The following is a 14,839-nucleotide window of genomic DNA, read 5'->3' on the forward strand; positions in this document are numbered from 1 at the left end:
GTGTCCTTCCTATCCCTCCGGAGGGGGAGAGGAAGGGCGTCAAGCTGTCCCGGAATGAAGAAGCTGACCTTGGGACGCCTCACATCGATACCCCCGCGCTCTTCCGATCGATTGCCTGGGACCCATGCTCACAGCAACTTCACACCAATTTTTGGCGGTCAACGAGAAAATAATTCTGTCAGTTGCCCAAAAATAGCAATCGACAAAGTCTACAACTTTTATAGATTAAGCGGCAAGACGGAGGTCGACATGTCCTATTTCCAGAACGCCCAGACCGACAGCAACGGCCAGCGACTGATCAATGCCCATGGCTTTCGCCCGGCCTATGCCGGCGCTTTCGCCTATCTCGTCTTTGCCCTTGCGTTCGTGTTCACCGGGGCAGTCGTGCTGGGCCTTATTCCCTAAGGCGCGGGATCGAAAGGGGCTGCTGCCCCACAGCTTTCAGGCAATCGGAGTTGAACCGAATCCCGGGGCGTTTTCGCGCGCCTGAGGATTCGCATTTCACAGCATCAGTGATTCCAGTGATGGAGGAGATGACAATGCCGATCGAATTCACGCATGTACCCGGCAAGACCGCCGACGCGGCGGTTCCCTTTTTCTATGACTTCGCCGAGACCTCGACCAAGCTCGGGCTGATCGAGGACGGCGGTTTCCAGAAGATCGTCGTCGACGATTCGGCCGGGCTGCTGACCAACATGGATCTGGCCTCGCAGGTGCTCAACCGCACCGCTTCGCTGGAAGTGGTGCTCACCCACTGGGCCGGCGTGATCGAACCCACGGTCGCTGCCCGCCAGCTGGCGTCCATCGACAGGGAGAGCGGCGGACGGCTGACGCTCAGGATGATCAGCGAGCCCTTGAACGACGACGATGCCGAGACACGGCCGGTCGGACATGGCGTCGTCTGGCAGCGCATCGACGAATATCTGGTGCTGTTGAAGCGGCTGTGGTCGAACGACCGGCCCTTCGATCACGAAGGCGCGTTCTACAGCATCAAAAGCGGTTATGTGCCGCGCAAGGGCCCGCATGGCGCCGACCTCGTGGTCCGCATGGGCGGGCAATCCGGAACGGCGCTGAAGGTGGCCGGCCGGCATGCCGATATCTTCGAACTGGCGCCGGGGCCGATCGACGATATCAGGCAATTGATGGAGCGGGCACGTGGCGCCGCGGCCGAACATGGCCGTGCGGGCAAACTGCGCTTCGCGCTTCCGGTCAGGATCCACCAGGGTGTTTCCGCCGCCGGCCACAAGGCGGTCGACCTATCCGGCCCGCCTGCTCAGGCCGCGCTGTCGCTGCTCGCCTATGCCGGGCTCGGGATCGATGAGTTCATGATCGTCGGCGTCGACACGCCGCGCGAGATCGCGACGGCCGGCCGGGAAACATTGGCGCTGCTGCGCAACTCCCTGGCGCGCCGGGAGGCCAGCGAGTTCCAGCCTGGAGCTTATGCGCCTCGCCCAGGATTGGAGACGCGAGCAGCGGGGTGAAGCCCATCAATCGTCTGCTGCTTCAGGCTGTCGCCAAGCCGCGACAGGCCTTCAATGACGGCGTCCGAATCGGCCAGCACGCCGAAGACGCCGTCCTCGACCGTCACCATGTGCAACGCCGCTTCATGCGCTTGTCTGTCGCCGCTGGCGCAGGCGTCCGAAATCGTCAGGCACTGGAAATTGCGGTCACAGGCCTCGCGCAGCGTGGTGTGGACGCAGACATCCGTCGTGCATCCGGAAAACATCAGATGCGTGATGCCTTGCGCCCGCAGCACAAGCTCGAAATCCGTATAGGTGAAGGCGCTGTTGCAGGACTTGTCGATGATGATGTCGTGCGGCGCGACGTCGATCTCCGGGACGATCTGGAACCCAGCGCCTGAGCGCAGCAGGACGTCGGTGCCGTCGAGGCCGGAACGCTTGCGGCGCCATTTCTCGTAGGGCGTCATGTCGGCCATGTCGGCGCGGTAACCCTGTCTTGTGTGGATGACCGTGACGCCGGCTTTGCGCGCGGCCGCGATCAGGCGGTTCACGGCGGGCAGGATCGCCCGCAGCGGCGAGGGGTCATACCCCTTCCTGGCGAAATAGCCCGATGTCGACAGGAAATCCTGTTGCAGGTCGATGACGACGAGCGCGGTGTTTTCGGCAACCAGCCTGCCGTCATAGGGGTAGTCGAAGGGTGTCGCCTTGATCATCCGGAGCTCCTTGCCGCCGGCTCACCCTAGCGTGTCCGCATCGATGCGGCGACATCGGATGCCGACATCGTGTGGCCCGGGACCGAGATCGCCGGCGCGGATCGGCCGGCTGCGCGGGTGAGGGCCCGTACGCGGCAACAATGGCACCGGCCCCGGAGCGTTTCAGGTTTTGCGGTGCATTCCCATCTTAAATCTTGACTAGTAATATCAAGTTTCATAGTCAACCGGGGACCTGCCTCCGCAGACAGGATCGGAATGCGGCGGCGGGGCTGGAGAAATGCCGTGACCATGGCCGAAGCCGATAGCCAGACCGCATTCGATATCGATGCCGTGCGTTTCGCCGTCGGCGAACGGACGCTGCTCGGTCCGGTCTCGCTCGAATTGCGGCGCGCGCGCGTCTACGGGCTGATCGGCCATAACGGTTCGGGCAAATCGACGCTGATCAAGCTTTTGGCGCGCCAGCAGCCGGCAAGCTCCGGCGCCATCACTTTCGCCGCACGGCCGCTATCGCAATGGGGCGCGCGCGAGCTGGCGCGGGCTCTTGCCTATCTGCCGCAGACGACGCCGGCGGCGACGGGCTTGACCGTGCGCGAGCTGGCAACGCTCGGACGCTATCCATGGCATGGTGCGCTTGGCCGTTTCGGCGCCGAGGACAGGCGCCATGTCGAGCAGGCCCTTATGCTGACCGACATGGAAGGGTTCACTGAGCGGCTGGTGGATGAATTATCCGGCGGCGAGCGCCAGCGCGCTTGGCTGGCCATGCTGGTGGCGCAGAATGCCGGCGTCATGCTGCTCGACGAGCCAATCTCGGCGCTCGACATCGCGCATCAGGTCGAGGTGCTGGGCCTGGTCAGGGAGCTCAGCCGCAAGCGCGACCTGTGCGTCGTCGTGGTGCTGCACGACCCCAACATGGCGGCGCGCTACTGCGATGAGCTGATCGCGCTGAAGGACGGCAGGCTGCTGACGCGCGGCACACCGAGCGAGATCATGCTGAGCGATGTGCTCAAGGACATTTTCGGCGTCGAGATGGGTGTGTTCGCGCATCCCGTCACTGGCCAACCCGTCGGCTATGTGCAGTGAAGTCGTCGCCGGCGGTTGCAGGAACCGGCAAGCGGCTGGCCGCCGTGAGAACAAGGAAGAAGCTCATGTCGAGATATGGTTTGTTGGCGGCGTTGGTCGCATCGCTTGTCCTGGGGGCGACCGGCGCCACGGCCCAGGAGCAACCGGCCGGCTCTTCTCCAGCGGTTGAGGCCCCTGCCGCGCCGGCACAAGCTGCACCGGCTGCCATGGCGCCCGTGCAGCCAGCCGGCCAGCCGAGCGCGACAACGCCGGCCGAGGTCGCGCCTGCCGGGACGATGGACCTGAACCTGCCGAATGACCTGTCGCCATGGGGCATGTTCAAGGCCGCCGACATCATCGTGAAGGCGGTGATGACTGGATTGGCTTTCGCGTCGCTCGTCACCTGGACGATATGGCTGGCCAAGTCGCTGGAGATTTTCGGCGGCAAGCTGCGCCTCCGCCGTGCCGTCCGCGCGATCGGCGATGCCGCCACGCTGAAGCAGGCGAGCCGCGCGCTCGACCGCTGTGGCGATCCCGGCGCGCTCCTGGTGCGGGCAGCGGAAGAAGAGGCCGCGCTTTCGGCCAATGCGCTCGACCACGTCGGCGGCGACGGACTGAAGGAACGGGTCAGCTCGCGCCTGTCGCGCATCGAGGCGGCTGCGTCGCGGCGCATGTCGCGCGGCACCGGCCTGCTGGCGACGATTGGTTCCACCGCGCCTTTCGTCGGCCTGTTCGGCACCGTCTGGGGCATCATGAACGCCTTCATCGGCATCTCGCAGGCTCAGACCACCAATCTCGCCGTGGTCGCGCCGGGCATCGCCGAAGCGCTGCTGGCCACCGCGATGGGTCTGGTCGCGGCAATCCCAGCGGTGGTGATCTACAACGTTTTCGCCCGCTCGATAGCCGGCTACCGGCAGATCCTCGCCGACGCCTCGGCCGGCGTCGAACGGCTGGTCAGCCGCGACCTTGATTTCCGCACGATAGCGCCGGCGACAGCCTTGGCGGCGGAGTAGCGGGAGCGACGCCATGGGGAGCAGAATTCGACAGACCCTGGACGACGACCTCGAGGAAAGCCACGAGATCAACGTCACGCCCTTCATCGATGTCATCCTTGTGCTCCTGATCATCTTCATGGTCGCCGCACCGCTGGCGACGGTGGATGTCAATGTCGACCTGCCCGGTTTGACCGCGACGCCGGCGCCGCGACCGGAGACGCCGCTGTTCCTGACGCTGAAGAACGATCTCAGCCTGGCGATCGGCAACGACACGGTGCCGCGCCCGGCTTTTGCCGCCACGCTCGACAGCCGCACCAAGGGCGACAAGCAGACGCGGATATTCCTGCGAGCCGACAAGGCGGTCGCCTATGGCGAGCTGATGGAGGCGATGAACCTGCTGCGGGCCGCCGGCTATCTGAAGATCGCGCTGGTCGGCCTGGAGGCCGCGCCGGCAGGTGATATCGCCGCACCGGCGCCAGGCAAAGCGGCCGCTCCATGACGCCATCCGCCGCCTCGCCCACGGTGGTGCTGTCGCGCTTCGACTGGCGCGACCTTGGCCTATGGGCATGCGCGGCGGTGCTGATGCTTGGGGCTCATGTCGCGGTCGCGTATGCCGTGCAGAATTTCAATCCAGTCGACCTGTCGGATGGCGGACCGCCGCCGGCCCTAGTGGTCGAGATGGCGCCGATGATGGTGACGCCGTCGGTGCCCGAACAGGCCGCGATGCCCGACGCGGCCATTCCCGACCGGGCCGAGCCAGTCGAACAGACCGAGAAGGCCGCCGAGGCCGAGCCTGACAAGATGGTCGAGCAAGCGGAGCCTGTTACCGAGGCCGTGATGGTGCCGCCGAACGAGCCTACGGAGATGACGAAGGCCGAACCGGTCGAACAGCCGCCGCTGGAACAGGTCGTCCCCGATATTGTCGAGACCGTCGCGCCGGAGGCTGTCGTTCCGCTGCCGCGGGCAAAGCCGACGGAACGGCGCAAGGAAAAGAAACCGGCCGAAGCCAAGGTTAAAAAGCCGGTCGACAAGCCCAAGCCAAGGCCGAAGAAGGAAAAGGCCGAGCCACCGAAGACGGCAAGTGCCGCGAGAGCCGAGGCCAAGCCTGCCGCCAAGGCGGCGGCGCCGAAATCGGCGGCCGGGTTCTCGGGTGTCAGCCCGGCCAAATGGGAATCGCGGCTGACGGCGTGGATCAATCGCCACAAGCGCTATCCGAGCGCCGCGAAATCCCGGCGCGCGCAGGGCAATGTGAACGTGACTTTTACAATGGACCCATCCGGCCGGGTCCTGTCGGCCCGGGTCGCCCGTTCGTCCGGCGATGCCGAACTCGACCGAGCAGCACTTGCGGTGCTGCAGGGCGCGACCGTGCCGGCGCCACCGGCGGAACTCGGCCCGCGCGTCAGCCGTACAGCGCCATTCGTGTTCAGTTTGCGGGACTAATGCCCCTCAAATCCGTGCCAGCCGTCCCGCAAGCCCGACAATTGCATCGCGCTACGCTGTTCTTGGCTGAGCGTGGTTGTCTTTCGGGTGTGCCTTGGGGTGCATCGGATTGCCGCTGAGCTGCGCGTGTCGTGCCGGCCGTGCGCCGCGCAAGACGTCGAAGGCTTCGGCATAGGCCATACCGAGCAGATAGGAGATCATGGGGAAGCGGCTCGCTTCGGCCATCTGCACCAGCTCATTGGTCATCGTCGCGATATATTGGAGACTGTCGAGCTCTGACTGACGTAAGGCCTGATTTGACATGTTCTGCTCCTGTCATCGAATGGAACTTTAGGGAATGCGTACTGGCTGCACTAGATGTACTACGCCGGCTAATTGATCGATCGACCGGCCGAATGCGGATCAAGTTCCGGGATTGAGAGGGTCAACGCATAGATGGGCGCGTCGGTGAGGCGGTCGAGGCCCAGAAGGCGCTTGATCGCCGAATGGCTCAGCGCCGCCGTGGGGCAGGCCGACAAGCCGTGCCTGGTTGCCGCCAACATCATGTTCTGGCCAATGTTCACTTTCTTGGTCATTTTCGTCCCTTTCCCCGACCCCCAGGGATCTGTTGAAAGATCCCGGAAAGGGATCCGCGGGAAGAAAGGTAAGGTCGGAAGAGTTACTGGTTTGTTAAAACTGTAGTAAATCAGCTATGAGCTAAAATATCTTTCTTGGCTAGAAAGTCTAAAAAATCGATTTTACTCAGATATGGAGTAGGCAATCGCTGGCATACGCTTTTTCGGGATATTCTTGTTCTTATTCAGCGTAAGCAAGCGGCTAACCCAACCCGTCCCGAGCGAGGCTGACGACGAGCTGGTCGAGGCTGGGATCATCGAGCCTGACGACATGCGCCATGCGGATCGCATGCCTGGGCCGGATATTGGACCTATCCTGCCGCATGATGACCGACACGAATGCCGGCCCGGCTTCGGTCAGAAGCATGGCCTTGCCTGTCAGCACCGGTTCGGAGATAGGCGCCCATTGCACCGAGATCAGCGACGGCTCGCCTGTCTGGCGGCGGTTGACGCCGCTGAAATAGATCCAGTTAAGGCGCGAGATCGCCACGCCATAATGATTGCCGCGTGCCCGCGCCCATGTCGAGCGATGATGCTCCGACCATCCGGTGACCCTGCGGAACGTGACCAGCTCGGCTTCGCGACGCACGAAGGTGATCGCCCGCACCAGCAGATCGGATCTGCCGGGGATCGAAAAATAGGTGAAATAGGTGCCGCCCGCAATCGACGGAGCGGGCGGCCGGATCATCTGGGTGAACAGGCTTTCGGAGATCGGCGGCAGACCGGGAGCCGCGGGCGAGGGGGCGCCGGGGTCCCGGTACAGCTCGGCTTCGTCGACGCGGAAATAATCGCAGATCAGCTTGGCGGTGGCCTTGTTGGGCACGGTCTGCCCTTGCAGGTAACGCTCGAATTGTGTGCGGTTGATGCCAAGCTCGCGGCATACCGCGCTGACAGAAGCATGGTCCTTGCAGAGCCGCCTGAGATTTGCAGCAAGATTCTGGCGAATGGACACTAGTTTGCTTTCGCAGGCGGATACTTCATTCGACTCGGAATCCGTATAGCGCTTTCGGTCACCCCCGCCGAATCGCCCTGTCACAACACACAGAAAAAACTGATTTGAGAACGCCAGTCTAATGGGACGGCTTCCAAAAAAAATAGCGCCGGGGGGACACCGGCCACCGCCATAAGTCCAATTGACAACCATTTCGCCTTGGAAACGGCGAAATGCCATTTGGCCATTTTTGGGGGGATCGGGGCTACGCCTTGCATCGCGCCGTGGCGGATGCCGGCCGCGCCTTGCAGGAAGGGCCAAAAGCGGGACGATTATTCCGCTGGTGGAGCTGAGGAGGATCGAACTCCTGACCTCGTCATTGCGAACGACGCGCTCTCCCAGCTGAGCTACAGCCCCGTCCAGCGGATGGCGCATTTATCGGGCGCCGCGGTTTCCTGTCAAGGCGGCGCTTCACCGAAAACCGGCTGCCGGTCGCGTGGCGGAACCCTGCCCTTGCCGGTTTGGCGCGTAGTGGCTACATGTCGGCAACAATTGGAGTCCGGCATGCTCGCCCTCATACAAACCATCGTCATGGCGCTCGACCTCTATTGGTGGGTGATCATCGCCTCGGCGATCTTTTCCTGGCTCTACGCCTTCAATGTCGTCAACTCGCGCAACCAGTTCGTCGGCAGCATCGGGAACATGCTCTACCGCCTGACCGAGCCGGCGCTGCGGCCGATCCGCCGCTTCATGCCCGACCTTGGCGGTATCGACATCTCACCGATCATCCTGTTGCTGATCCTGTTCTTCCTCAGGCAGTTCATTCTCACCACGGTCGCGCCGCTGCTGCTGGCCTGACGATCGCATGAGCGCGCCGTTCCGCATGCGCGAGAACGGCGTCGATCTGTTCGTGCGGCTGACGCCGAAGTCTTCCGTGGACCGGCTCGACGTTGTCGAAACATTGGCGGACGGACGAAGTCACGTGAAGGCGCGGGTCCGCGCCGTGCCGGAAAATGGCGCCGCCAATCAAGCGCTGGAGAGGCTGGTCGCCAAGGCGCTGGGTGTTCCGGCATCGGCCGTTTCGGTCGTCGTCGCCGGCGGTACGGCCCGCCTCAAGACGTTGCGGATATTGGGTGATCCGGAGGCGCTGGTAACAGGTGTCGAAGCGCTTTTCCAAAATTGAGATGCAGGCGGGACATCGCCCCCTCTGCCCTGCCGGACCCGGTCCTGCGCTGTCGCTCCGGGTGGTCGTCGTTCGGAAAGCCAAGCAATTGGCTTCCCGTCCGCCGCGCGGACCACTCCTTATCCCCGCTTGGGGAGAAATTGGCGGTTTCGGCGCCGGCTCGTCAATCGCCCAGCGGCAAACGCGGGTCGTCGACCTTCAGCGTGTTCACGCTCTGCTTGATGCGGCGCAGGTTCTCCAGCACCTTCGGTCCGCGTGTCTCGGCGACCGAGGTCACGATCATGTCGACGATCGCCAGCAACGCGTAACGTGACGATGTCGGCTTGTAGATGTTGCCGTCCTCGAACGGCTGCAGGTGGATGACAGTGTCGGCGACCTTGGCCAGTGCGGAGTCGGGCGCGGTGACCGCCACCGTGGCGGCGCCATATTGTTGGGCGACCTGCACCGCCTCGATGACCGAGCGCGCATAGCCGGAGACCGAGAAGGCGACCACCGTGGTGTCTGGCGTGGCAACGGCGGCATACATGCGCTGCAACTGTCCGTCGATCTGTGCCAGAACCGGCAGGCCGAGCCTGAACAGCCGGTTCTGCATTTCGGTCGCCATCATCGAGGAAATGCCACCCGAACCTATGCACAGCACATTGCCTGATGCCGCAAGGCGCGCGGCGACGTCGACCAGCGTCGTCATGTCGAGGTTCTCGCTGGCGCGCTGGATGGCTGTAACCGCCGCTTCGGTGATGGTCGAGGCAATGCGCTGTTCGCGGGCGTCGCGGCTCAGTGGCTCCGGCGACAGATACTGGCCGCCGATGGCGATGGCCTGGGCCAGGTAGAACTTGAAGTCGCGCAACCCCTCGCAGCCGAGATTGCGGCAGAAGCGGGTGACCGTCGGTTCGCTGACGTCGACCCGCGCGGCGATCTCGGAGATCGCGGCCTTGGAGGCGAAGTCGAGGTCGGACAGGACGAGGCTTGCCAGCCGGCGATCCGACTTGGTGCCGTCCTGCGACATCAGTTGCAGCCGCGTGATGATGTCGGCCGGCGTCTTCATATCCGAGTTTCCGTCGTCATCGCAGCGGCAGGCCCGTCGCCGTGTCGAACAGATGGATGTTGCCGGGGTCGACCGAGACCGGCAGCAGGTCGCCCGGCCGCACCGGCACCCGGTCGCGGAACACGGCGCGCACCGTATCAGTGCCAATGGCACCGTAGACATGGGTTTCGGAACCCGTCGGCTCGACCACGTCAACCTTGAGCGTCATGGCATTAGTGGCTTCACCGACGATGAAATGCTCCGGCCGGATGCCCGCCTCAACGGCACTGCCTGCCGGCACCGGGTCGCCGGCAAGCGCAAGCCGGCCGCCGCCGACCGACTCGAACCAGGTCGTCCCGGGCGTCGTCTTCAGTGCCCCGGACACAAAACTCATCGACGGCGAGCCGAGGAAGCCGGCGACGAACTTGTTGGCCGGCCTGTCATAGAGCTCCAGCGGCGGTCCGACCTGCTGGATCCTGCCGCGGTCCATCACGACGATGCGGTCGGCCATGGTCATGGCCTCGATCTGGTCGTGGGTGACGTAAACTATGGTGGATTTCAGCCGCTGGTGCAGCGCCTTGATCTCGGTGCGCATCTGCACGCGCAACTGTGCGTCGAGATTGCTGAGCGGCTCGTCGAACAGGAACACCGAGGGTTCGCGCACGATGGCGCGGCCCATGGCGACACGCTGGCGCTGGCCGCCCGAGAGCTGGCGGGGATACCGGTCGAGATAGGAGAACAGGTTGAGGACGCCGGACGCCTTCTTGACCTTCTGGTCGATGGCGGTGCGGCTCTCGCCCCGGATTTTGGGACCGAAGCCGATATTGTCGGAAGCCTTCAGGTGCGGGAACAGCGCGTAGGATTGGAACACCATGGCGATGTTGCGCTGCTGCGGCGGCAGGTCGTTGGCGCGCGTGCCACCGATCAGGAGGTCACCGGAACTGATGGTCTCCAGGCCCGCCAGCATGCGCAGCAAGGTCGACTTGCCGCAACCAGACGGGCCGACGAGCACGACGAACTCGCCGCTCTTGATGTCGAGGCTGATCTCCTCGAGGATCTTGTGCTGGCCGAAGGATTTCGAGAGGTTGCGAAACTCGACGTCGGTCATGGTCACGCTCCCAGTATGTCGTCGATGAACGGCAGGCAGCCGGCGGTCAGTCCCGCATCCACGGGCATCACCACGCCTGTTACGCCCGAGGCGCGGTCCGAGGCAAGGAAAGCCACCGCTTCGGCGACTTCCGAGGCGTTGACGATGCGGCCGAGCGGATAGAGCCGCTGCAGCTTGCCGATTATGTCAGGGTTCTTGGCAAGGCGATGGTCCCAGGCGGCGGTGCGAATCGATCCGGGGCAGACGACATTGGCGCGCACGCCGCTACGGCCGAGCTCGACGGCGATCGACTTGGCATAGGCGTTGATGCCGGCCTTGGCGGCGGCGTAGGCCGGATTGCCGAAATGCGCGATGGCGTTGACGGAAGAAATGAAGACGACGCTGCCCGAACCGCGTGCAGCCATCGCCTTAACCAGCGGGTCGGCGAAAGTCATCACACCGGTCAGGTTGAGGTCGAGCTCATGTTCGATCGTGTCCGCCGTCAGCGCATCGAGCGTTTCGGCGCGCGTCCAGCCGGCATTGTTGACCAGGATATCTGGCACGCCGTCCCGGTCGAGAACGGCGGCGATCCCCGCCTCGATGGAAGCCCGGTCGAGAAGGTCGAAGACATGCCGCGAGGCAAGGTGCGGGCTCGCCAGCGCCTCCTCTGATTGGTCGCAGCCGACCACCCGCGCGCCCCTGCCGGCCAGCAGTGCGACGATCGCCGAGCCAAGGCCGCCACCGGCGCCGGTGACGACGGCGGTCCTGCCTTCGAATTCGGCTCTCGAAACCACGGCGCTTGCTCCTCCCGCAGGTCAGGCAGATGCCTGAGAGGCTAAAGAACCGGATGTAATTAAGCAACATATTAATCCGCTTGCGTGCGGCGAATTCATCGATAATGTAGGAAAGTCACATAAATCTTGTGCCGGCACCGACACAAGGAGCGCGAATGCGCGAAACAAATGGGAGAGATCGGATGAGCCTTGCGAAATGGACTGCCGGCCTGATGGCCGGAATGGGCATTCTGGCCTTCGCGGCGCAGGCAGAGGCCGGCGAAGTACGGGTTACCGTCGCCGAATACAGCGCCAAGACCGGTCCGTATTTCGAGCAGGTCAAGAAGGAGTTCGAGGCGAAGAACCCTGGCATCACGGTCAAGTTCGAAGTGGTGCCGTGGGATGTGCTCTTGCAGAAGCTGACCACCGACATCACCGCCGGCACCAATGCGGATCTCTCCATCATCGGCACGCGCTGGCTGATCGACTTCGTCCAGCAGGACGTCGCCGAGCCGCTCGACAGCTACATCACGCCCGACTTCAAGGGTCGCTTCATCGACACCTTCCTGTCGCCCTCGATCATGGGCGGCAAGACCTACGGCCTGCCGATCGCCGCCTCGGCGCGCGCCATGTATTACAACAAGGAGCTGTTCGAGAAGGCCGGCATCGCCAAGCCACCGGCAACCTGGACCGAATTGCAGGAGGATGCTCGCAAGATCAAGGCGCAGGGTGCCTTCGGTTTCGGCCTTCAGGGCAAGGAGATCGAGACCGACGTCTATTACTACTACGCGATGTGGTCGCAGGGCACCGAGATCCTCAACAAGGACGGCACGTCGGGCCTGAGCACGCCGGGCGCGCTCGAAGCGGCCAAGCTCTACAAGTCGATGATCGACGAGGGGCTGACGGAGCCCGGCGTCACCTCCAACAATCGCGAGGACGTGCAGAACCTGTTCAAGCAGGGCAAGGTCGGCATGATGATCACGGCGCCCTTCCTGTCCAACCAGATCAAGGACGAGGCGCCGAGCCTCAAATATGGCGTTGCCGCCATTCCGGCCGGTCCGACCGGTGCGCGCGGCACCTATGGCGTCACCGACTCCATGATCATGTTCAAGAACTCCAAGAACAAGGACGAGGCCTGGAAGCTGATGGACTTCCTGTTCACCACGGAACAGCGCGCCAAGTTCACGCAGGGCGAAGGCTTCCTGCCGGTGAACAAGGAAGAGGCCAAGATGGACTATTACGTCAACAACGCCGACCTGGCCGCCTTCACCGCCCTGCTGCCGGATGCCCGTTTCGCGCCGGTCATCCCAGGCTGGGAAGAAGTTGCCCAGATCACGTCGGATGCCATGCAGAAGATCTATCTCGGCGGCGATCCCGAGGCAGGCTTGAAGGAAGCGGCGGCGAAGGCCAACGCAGTGCTGAAGAAGTAGGGGCCGCGCCCCACAAATAGGGCGTATCTCCCTGCGCCCGTGGCGCGCCCCCGACTCAGGTGGGGCGCGCCACATTTCCAAACAGACATTTGGCTGCGCCCCACGTAAATAACGAAGACTGACAAGCAACCACTTTGGACGAATTGTCGACGTCAGCGCCGCCCCTCATTGCCCTGCCGGGCATTTCTCCCCGTATAGAGACGGGGAGAAAGGGCGGCCGGCATCTCGGAGCCCTTTCTGGACGCTGGTGACTGGCGAAAGCGGTGATGAAAGCTCCCCTCTCCCCGTCTCTATACGGGGAGAGGATGCCGGCAGGCAGGTGAGGGGCGGCGCCGACGCCGGGGAAGAGTTCGAAACCGAGCGCCTGGGAAGAACAGGTCAACTGGCCAACCAGTGCTACTGATGCCTCGCAACGCGGTGTAAAATCAGCCGATGCAAAATCGCTTCCTGCCCTACCTCTTGACCTTGCCCAGTCTGTTCCTGGCGGCGGTGGTCATCTTCTGGCCGGTCTGGGACCTGATCCAGATCGCCACGCATGACGTCAATCGCTTTGGTCAGCTGCGCGAGTTCAGCGGTCTTGCCAATTTCGCCGCGCTGGCCGCGGATCCCGACTTCGTCGCCGCGCTCTGGCGCACGGGGCTGTGGACGGTGCTGGTGGTCGGCGGCGCGCTGCTGCTCTCGGTCCCGGTGGCGATGATCCTCAACACCGATTTCTATGGGCGTGGCCTTGCCCGCGTCATCATCATGCTGCCCTGGGCAGTGTCGCTGACCATGACGGCCGTGGTCTGGCGCTGGGCGCTGAGCGGTGAAAGCGGCATGCTGAATTCGGCACTGATCGGACTTGGCCTGATCGACCACAACATCCAGTGGCTTGCGAGCGCCGAGACGGCGTTTCCGATGCAGGTGCTGATCGGCATATTGGTGACGGTGCCGTTCACCACGACGATCTTTCTCGGCGGCCTGTCGTCGATCCCGGACGATCTCTACGAGGCGGCGGCGCTCGAAGGGGCAACGCCGCTGCAGCAGTTCCGCGAGATCACCTTTCCGCTCCTGAAACCCTTCATCAACATCGCCATCGTGCTCAACACCATCTACGTCTTCAACTCGTTCCCGATCATCTGGGTGATGACGCAGGGCGGGCCGGCCAACTCGACCGACATACTGGTCACCCACCTCTACAAGCTGGCATTCCGTATCGGCAAACTCGGCGAGGCGTCGGCGGTCTCGCTGGTGATGTTCGCCATATTGCTGATCTTCACCATGATGTATGTGCGCCTTGCCATGCGGGAGCAACGCGCATGAAGGCCAAGCTGAAGCGCACCATCATCGCCTGGCTGCTGCTGGCGCCCTTGATCGTGGTGACGATCTTTCCCTTCGCGGTGATGTTCCTGACAGCGGTCAAGCCGCGTACCGAAGTGCTGACGCCGACCTGGTGGCCGAGCGAGTTCCGGTGGTCGAATTTTGCCGACATGTGGGTGGCGACCGGATTCGGCCAGGCGCTGGCCAATTCGCTCTATGTGTCTGTCATTGCCACCGTTGGCGCCATCCTCATATCCGTCCCGGCGGCCTATGCCATGTCGCGCTTCCGCTTTGCCGGATATGGAGCGTTCCGCCAGTTCCTGCTGATCTCACAGATGATCTCGCCGATCGTGCTGGTGCTCGGCCTGTTCCGGCTGATGGCTGCCTGGGGACTGGTCGAATCGACCACCGCGCTCGGCTTCATCTACATGGCCTTCAACGTCGCCTTCACCGTATGGATGCTGCAGAGCTATTTCGACACCATTCCGCGCGACCTCGAGGAAGCCGCCTGGATGGAAGGCGCCGGCCGCTGGCTGACGCTGCGAAAAGTGTTCCTGCCGCTCTGCCTGCCGGCGATCGCGGTGACGGCGATCTTCACCTTCATCAATGCCTGGAACGAATTCGTCGTGGCGCTCACCATGCTGCGCAGCCAGGAGAGCTATACGCTGCCGATCCAGGTGTTCTCGCTGGTTGCCGGGCGCTACACGATCGAATGGCACCATGTCATGGCGGCGACGCTGCTGGCGACGCTGCCGGTGGCGATCCTGTTCATCTGGCTGCAGCGCTATCTTGTCCGGGGCTTGGCGCTCGGGGCTGTCAAATAGCAATCCC

18 protein-coding genes and 1 tRNA gene are annotated in these 14,839 nt (G+C 63.5%); 11 read left to right on the forward strand and 8 right to left on the reverse strand.

Features of this window, described 5'->3' with window-relative positions; all coding sequences use genetic code 11:
• Positions 1-249: 249 nt before the first annotated feature.
• A complete protein-coding gene (locus tag LB555_RS10605; RefSeq protein WP_224682848.1) occupies positions 250-405 on the forward strand; it encodes a hypothetical protein in 156 nt (51 codons plus the stop codon).
• A 134-nt stretch (positions 406-539) separates the two neighbouring features.
• Positions 540-1,481: an LLM class flavin-dependent oxidoreductase gene (locus LB555_RS10610; protein ID WP_224682849.1), complete on the forward strand. Its 942-nt coding sequence runs from the start codon at positions 540-542 to the stop codon at positions 1,479-1,481.
• Here the strand turns inward: LB555_RS10610 and LB555_RS10615 are convergent.
• Complete coding sequence (locus tag LB555_RS10615) at positions 1,439-2,173, reverse strand: cysteine hydrolase family protein (RefSeq protein ID WP_224682850.1); 735 nt, start codon at positions 2,171-2,173, stop codon at positions 1,439-1,441. The two genes, LB555_RS10610 and LB555_RS10615, sit on opposite strands and share 43 nt — an antisense overlap.
• A gap of 288 nt (positions 2,174-2,461) precedes the next feature.
• Here LB555_RS10615 and LB555_RS10620 point away from each other — a divergent pair, with 288 nt between their 5' ends.
• The 4 genes from LB555_RS10620 (at position 2,462) to LB555_RS10635 (ending at position 5,667) form a co-directional block, all read left to right on the forward strand.
• On the forward strand, positions 2,462-3,253 hold the full coding sequence (locus tag LB555_RS10620; protein WP_181166325.1) for an ATP-binding cassette domain-containing protein: 792 nt from the start codon (positions 2,462-2,464) through the stop codon (positions 3,251-3,253).
• A gap of 65 nt (positions 3,254-3,318) precedes the next feature.
• The gene (exbB, locus tag LB555_RS10625; RefSeq protein WP_140616533.1) at positions 3,319-4,245 is read left to right on the forward strand and encodes a tonB-system energizer ExbB; all 927 of its coding nucleotides are present in this window, start codon (positions 3,319-3,321) and stop codon (positions 4,243-4,245) included.
• A gap of 13 nt (positions 4,246-4,258) precedes the next feature.
• Positions 4,259-4,726, forward strand: a complete 468-nt coding sequence (gene exbD, locus LB555_RS10630) for a TonB system transport protein ExbD (RefSeq protein ID WP_224682851.1) — start codon at positions 4,259-4,261, stop codon at positions 4,724-4,726.
• Positions 4,723-5,667: an energy transducer TonB gene (locus tag LB555_RS10635; RefSeq protein ID WP_224682852.1), complete on the forward strand. Its 945-nt coding sequence runs from the start codon at positions 4,723-4,725 to the stop codon at positions 5,665-5,667. The genes exbD and LB555_RS10635 overlap by 4 nt, the downstream gene beginning before the upstream one ends.
• Positions 5,668-5,718: 51 nt before the next feature.
• On the opposite strand, the gene LB555_RS10640 is transcribed toward LB555_RS10635, so the two are convergent.
• From LB555_RS10640 to LB555_RS10655, 4 genes are all read right to left on the reverse strand, one after another.
• Positions 5,719-5,970 (reverse strand): hypothetical protein, encoded by a 252-nt coding sequence (locus LB555_RS10640; RefSeq protein ID WP_015315110.1) that lies wholly within the window; start codon positions 5,968-5,970, stop codon positions 5,719-5,721.
• A 68-nt stretch (positions 5,971-6,038) separates the two neighbouring features.
• Complete coding sequence (locus tag LB555_RS10645) at positions 6,039-6,242, reverse strand: nitroreductase family protein (RefSeq protein WP_224529567.1); 204 nt, start codon at positions 6,240-6,242, stop codon at positions 6,039-6,041.
• Positions 6,243-6,483: 241 nt separating this feature from the next.
• Positions 6,484-7,233, reverse strand: coding sequence for a helix-turn-helix domain-containing protein (locus LB555_RS10650; protein ID WP_140616536.1), 750 nt, complete (start codon positions 7,231-7,233; stop codon positions 6,484-6,486).
• A 320-nt stretch (positions 7,234-7,553) separates the two neighbouring features.
• Positions 7,554-7,629: transfer RNA gene (locus tag LB555_RS10655), tRNA-Ala, on the reverse strand.
• 147 nt (positions 7,630-7,776) lie between these two features.
• On the opposite strand from LB555_RS10655, the gene LB555_RS10660 reads away from it, so the two are divergent.
• On the forward strand, positions 7,777-8,070 hold the full coding sequence (locus LB555_RS10660) for a YggT family protein (RefSeq protein WP_015315112.1): 294 nt from the start codon (positions 7,777-7,779) through the stop codon (positions 8,068-8,070).
• A gap of 7 nt (positions 8,071-8,077) precedes the next feature.
• Entirely contained in the window at positions 8,078-8,395 is a 318-nt protein-coding gene (locus LB555_RS10665) for a DUF167 family protein (RefSeq protein ID WP_224682853.1), read from the forward strand.
• A 163-nt stretch (positions 8,396-8,558) separates the two neighbouring features.
• On the opposite strand, the gene LB555_RS10670 is transcribed toward LB555_RS10665, so the two are convergent.
• From LB555_RS10670 to LB555_RS10680, 3 genes are read right to left on the reverse strand one after another with little or no spacing between them, the layout of a single operon-like run.
• The gene (locus tag LB555_RS10670) at positions 8,559-9,440 is read right to left on the reverse strand and encodes a MurR/RpiR family transcriptional regulator (protein WP_224682854.1); all 882 of its coding nucleotides are present in this window, start codon (positions 9,438-9,440) and stop codon (positions 8,559-8,561) included.
• 16 nt (positions 9,441-9,456) lie between these two features.
• Entirely contained in the window at positions 9,457-10,527 is a 1,071-nt protein-coding gene (locus LB555_RS10675; protein ID WP_224682855.1) for an ABC transporter ATP-binding protein, read from the reverse strand.
• A 2-nt stretch (positions 10,528-10,529) separates the two neighbouring features.
• Entirely contained in the window at positions 10,530-11,300 is a 771-nt protein-coding gene (locus LB555_RS10680; RefSeq protein WP_224586370.1) for an SDR family NAD(P)-dependent oxidoreductase, read from the reverse strand.
• Positions 11,301-11,482: 182 nt separating this feature from the next.
• On the opposite strand from LB555_RS10680, the gene LB555_RS10685 reads away from it, so the two are divergent.
• The 3 genes from LB555_RS10685 to LB555_RS10695 all read left to right on the forward strand — a co-directional run bounded on the left by LB555_RS10685 (position 11,483) and on the right by LB555_RS10695 (position 14,832).
• Positions 11,483-12,709, forward strand: a complete 1,227-nt coding sequence (locus LB555_RS10685) for an ABC transporter substrate-binding protein (RefSeq protein ID WP_224682856.1) — start codon at positions 11,483-11,485, stop codon at positions 12,707-12,709.
• A gap of 432 nt (positions 12,710-13,141) precedes the next feature.
• Positions 13,142-14,011: a carbohydrate ABC transporter permease gene (locus LB555_RS10690; protein WP_224682857.1), complete on the forward strand. Its 870-nt coding sequence runs from the start codon at positions 13,142-13,144 to the stop codon at positions 14,009-14,011.
• The gene (locus tag LB555_RS10695; RefSeq protein ID WP_224682858.1) at positions 14,008-14,832 is read left to right on the forward strand and encodes a carbohydrate ABC transporter permease; all 825 of its coding nucleotides are present in this window, start codon (positions 14,008-14,010) and stop codon (positions 14,830-14,832) included. The genes LB555_RS10690 and LB555_RS10695 overlap by 4 nt, the downstream gene beginning before the upstream one ends.
• Positions 14,833-14,839: the final 7 nt, after the last annotated feature.

This window comes from Mesorhizobium sp. BR-1-1-10 (assembly GCF_020165595.1).
Taxonomy (GTDB): domain Bacteria; phylum Pseudomonadota; class Alphaproteobacteria; order Rhizobiales; family Rhizobiaceae; genus Mesorhizobium; species Mesorhizobium australicum.

What these genes read in the sequence shown, in the direction of transcription:
- exbD (WP_224682851.1), top strand. Translation starts at nt 4,259, where the DNA reads ATGGGGAGCAGAATTCGACAGACCCTGGACGACGACCTCGAGGAAAGC.
- LB555_RS10615 (WP_224682850.1), bottom strand. Translation starts at nt 2,173, where the DNA reads ATGATCAAGGCGACACCCTTCGACTACCCCTATGACGGCAGGCTGGTT.
- LB555_RS10670 (WP_224682854.1), bottom strand. Translation starts at nt 9,440, where the DNA reads ATGAAGACGCCGGCCGACATCATCACGCGGCTGCAACTGATGTCGCAG.
- LB555_RS10605 (WP_224682848.1), top strand. Translation starts at nt 250, where the DNA reads ATGTCCTATTTCCAGAACGCCCAGACCGACAGCAACGGCCAGCGACTG.
- LB555_RS10690 (WP_224682857.1), top strand. Translation starts at nt 13,142, where the DNA reads ATGCAAAATCGCTTCCTGCCCTACCTCTTGACCTTGCCCAGTCTGTTC.
- LB555_RS10695 (WP_224682858.1), top strand. Translation starts at nt 14,008, where the DNA reads ATGAAGGCCAAGCTGAAGCGCACCATCATCGCCTGGCTGCTGCTGGCG.
- LB555_RS10620 (WP_181166325.1), top strand. Translation starts at nt 2,462, where the DNA reads ATGGCCGAAGCCGATAGCCAGACCGCATTCGATATCGATGCCGTGCGT.
- LB555_RS10640 (WP_015315110.1), bottom strand. Translation starts at nt 5,970, where the DNA reads ATGTCAAATCAGGCCTTACGTCAGTCAGAGCTCGACAGTCTCCAATAT.
- LB555_RS10645 (WP_224529567.1), bottom strand. Translation starts at nt 6,242, where the DNA reads ATGACCAAGAAAGTGAACATTGGCCAGAACATGATGTTGGCGGCAACC.
- LB555_RS10665 (WP_224682853.1), top strand. Translation starts at nt 8,078, where the DNA reads ATGAGCGCGCCGTTCCGCATGCGCGAGAACGGCGTCGATCTGTTCGTG.
- LB555_RS10660 (WP_015315112.1), top strand. Translation starts at nt 7,777, where the DNA reads ATGCTCGCCCTCATACAAACCATCGTCATGGCGCTCGACCTCTATTGG.
- LB555_RS10610 (WP_224682849.1), top strand. Translation starts at nt 540, where the DNA reads ATGCCGATCGAATTCACGCATGTACCCGGCAAGACCGCCGACGCGGCG.
- LB555_RS10675 (WP_224682855.1), bottom strand. Translation starts at nt 10,527, where the DNA reads ATGACCGACGTCGAGTTTCGCAACCTCTCGAAATCCTTCGGCCAGCAC.
- exbB (WP_140616533.1), top strand. Translation starts at nt 3,319, where the DNA reads ATGTCGAGATATGGTTTGTTGGCGGCGTTGGTCGCATCGCTTGTCCTG.
- LB555_RS10685 (WP_224682856.1), top strand. Translation starts at nt 11,483, where the DNA reads ATGAGCCTTGCGAAATGGACTGCCGGCCTGATGGCCGGAATGGGCATT.
- LB555_RS10635 (WP_224682852.1), top strand. Translation starts at nt 4,723, where the DNA reads ATGACGCCATCCGCCGCCTCGCCCACGGTGGTGCTGTCGCGCTTCGAC.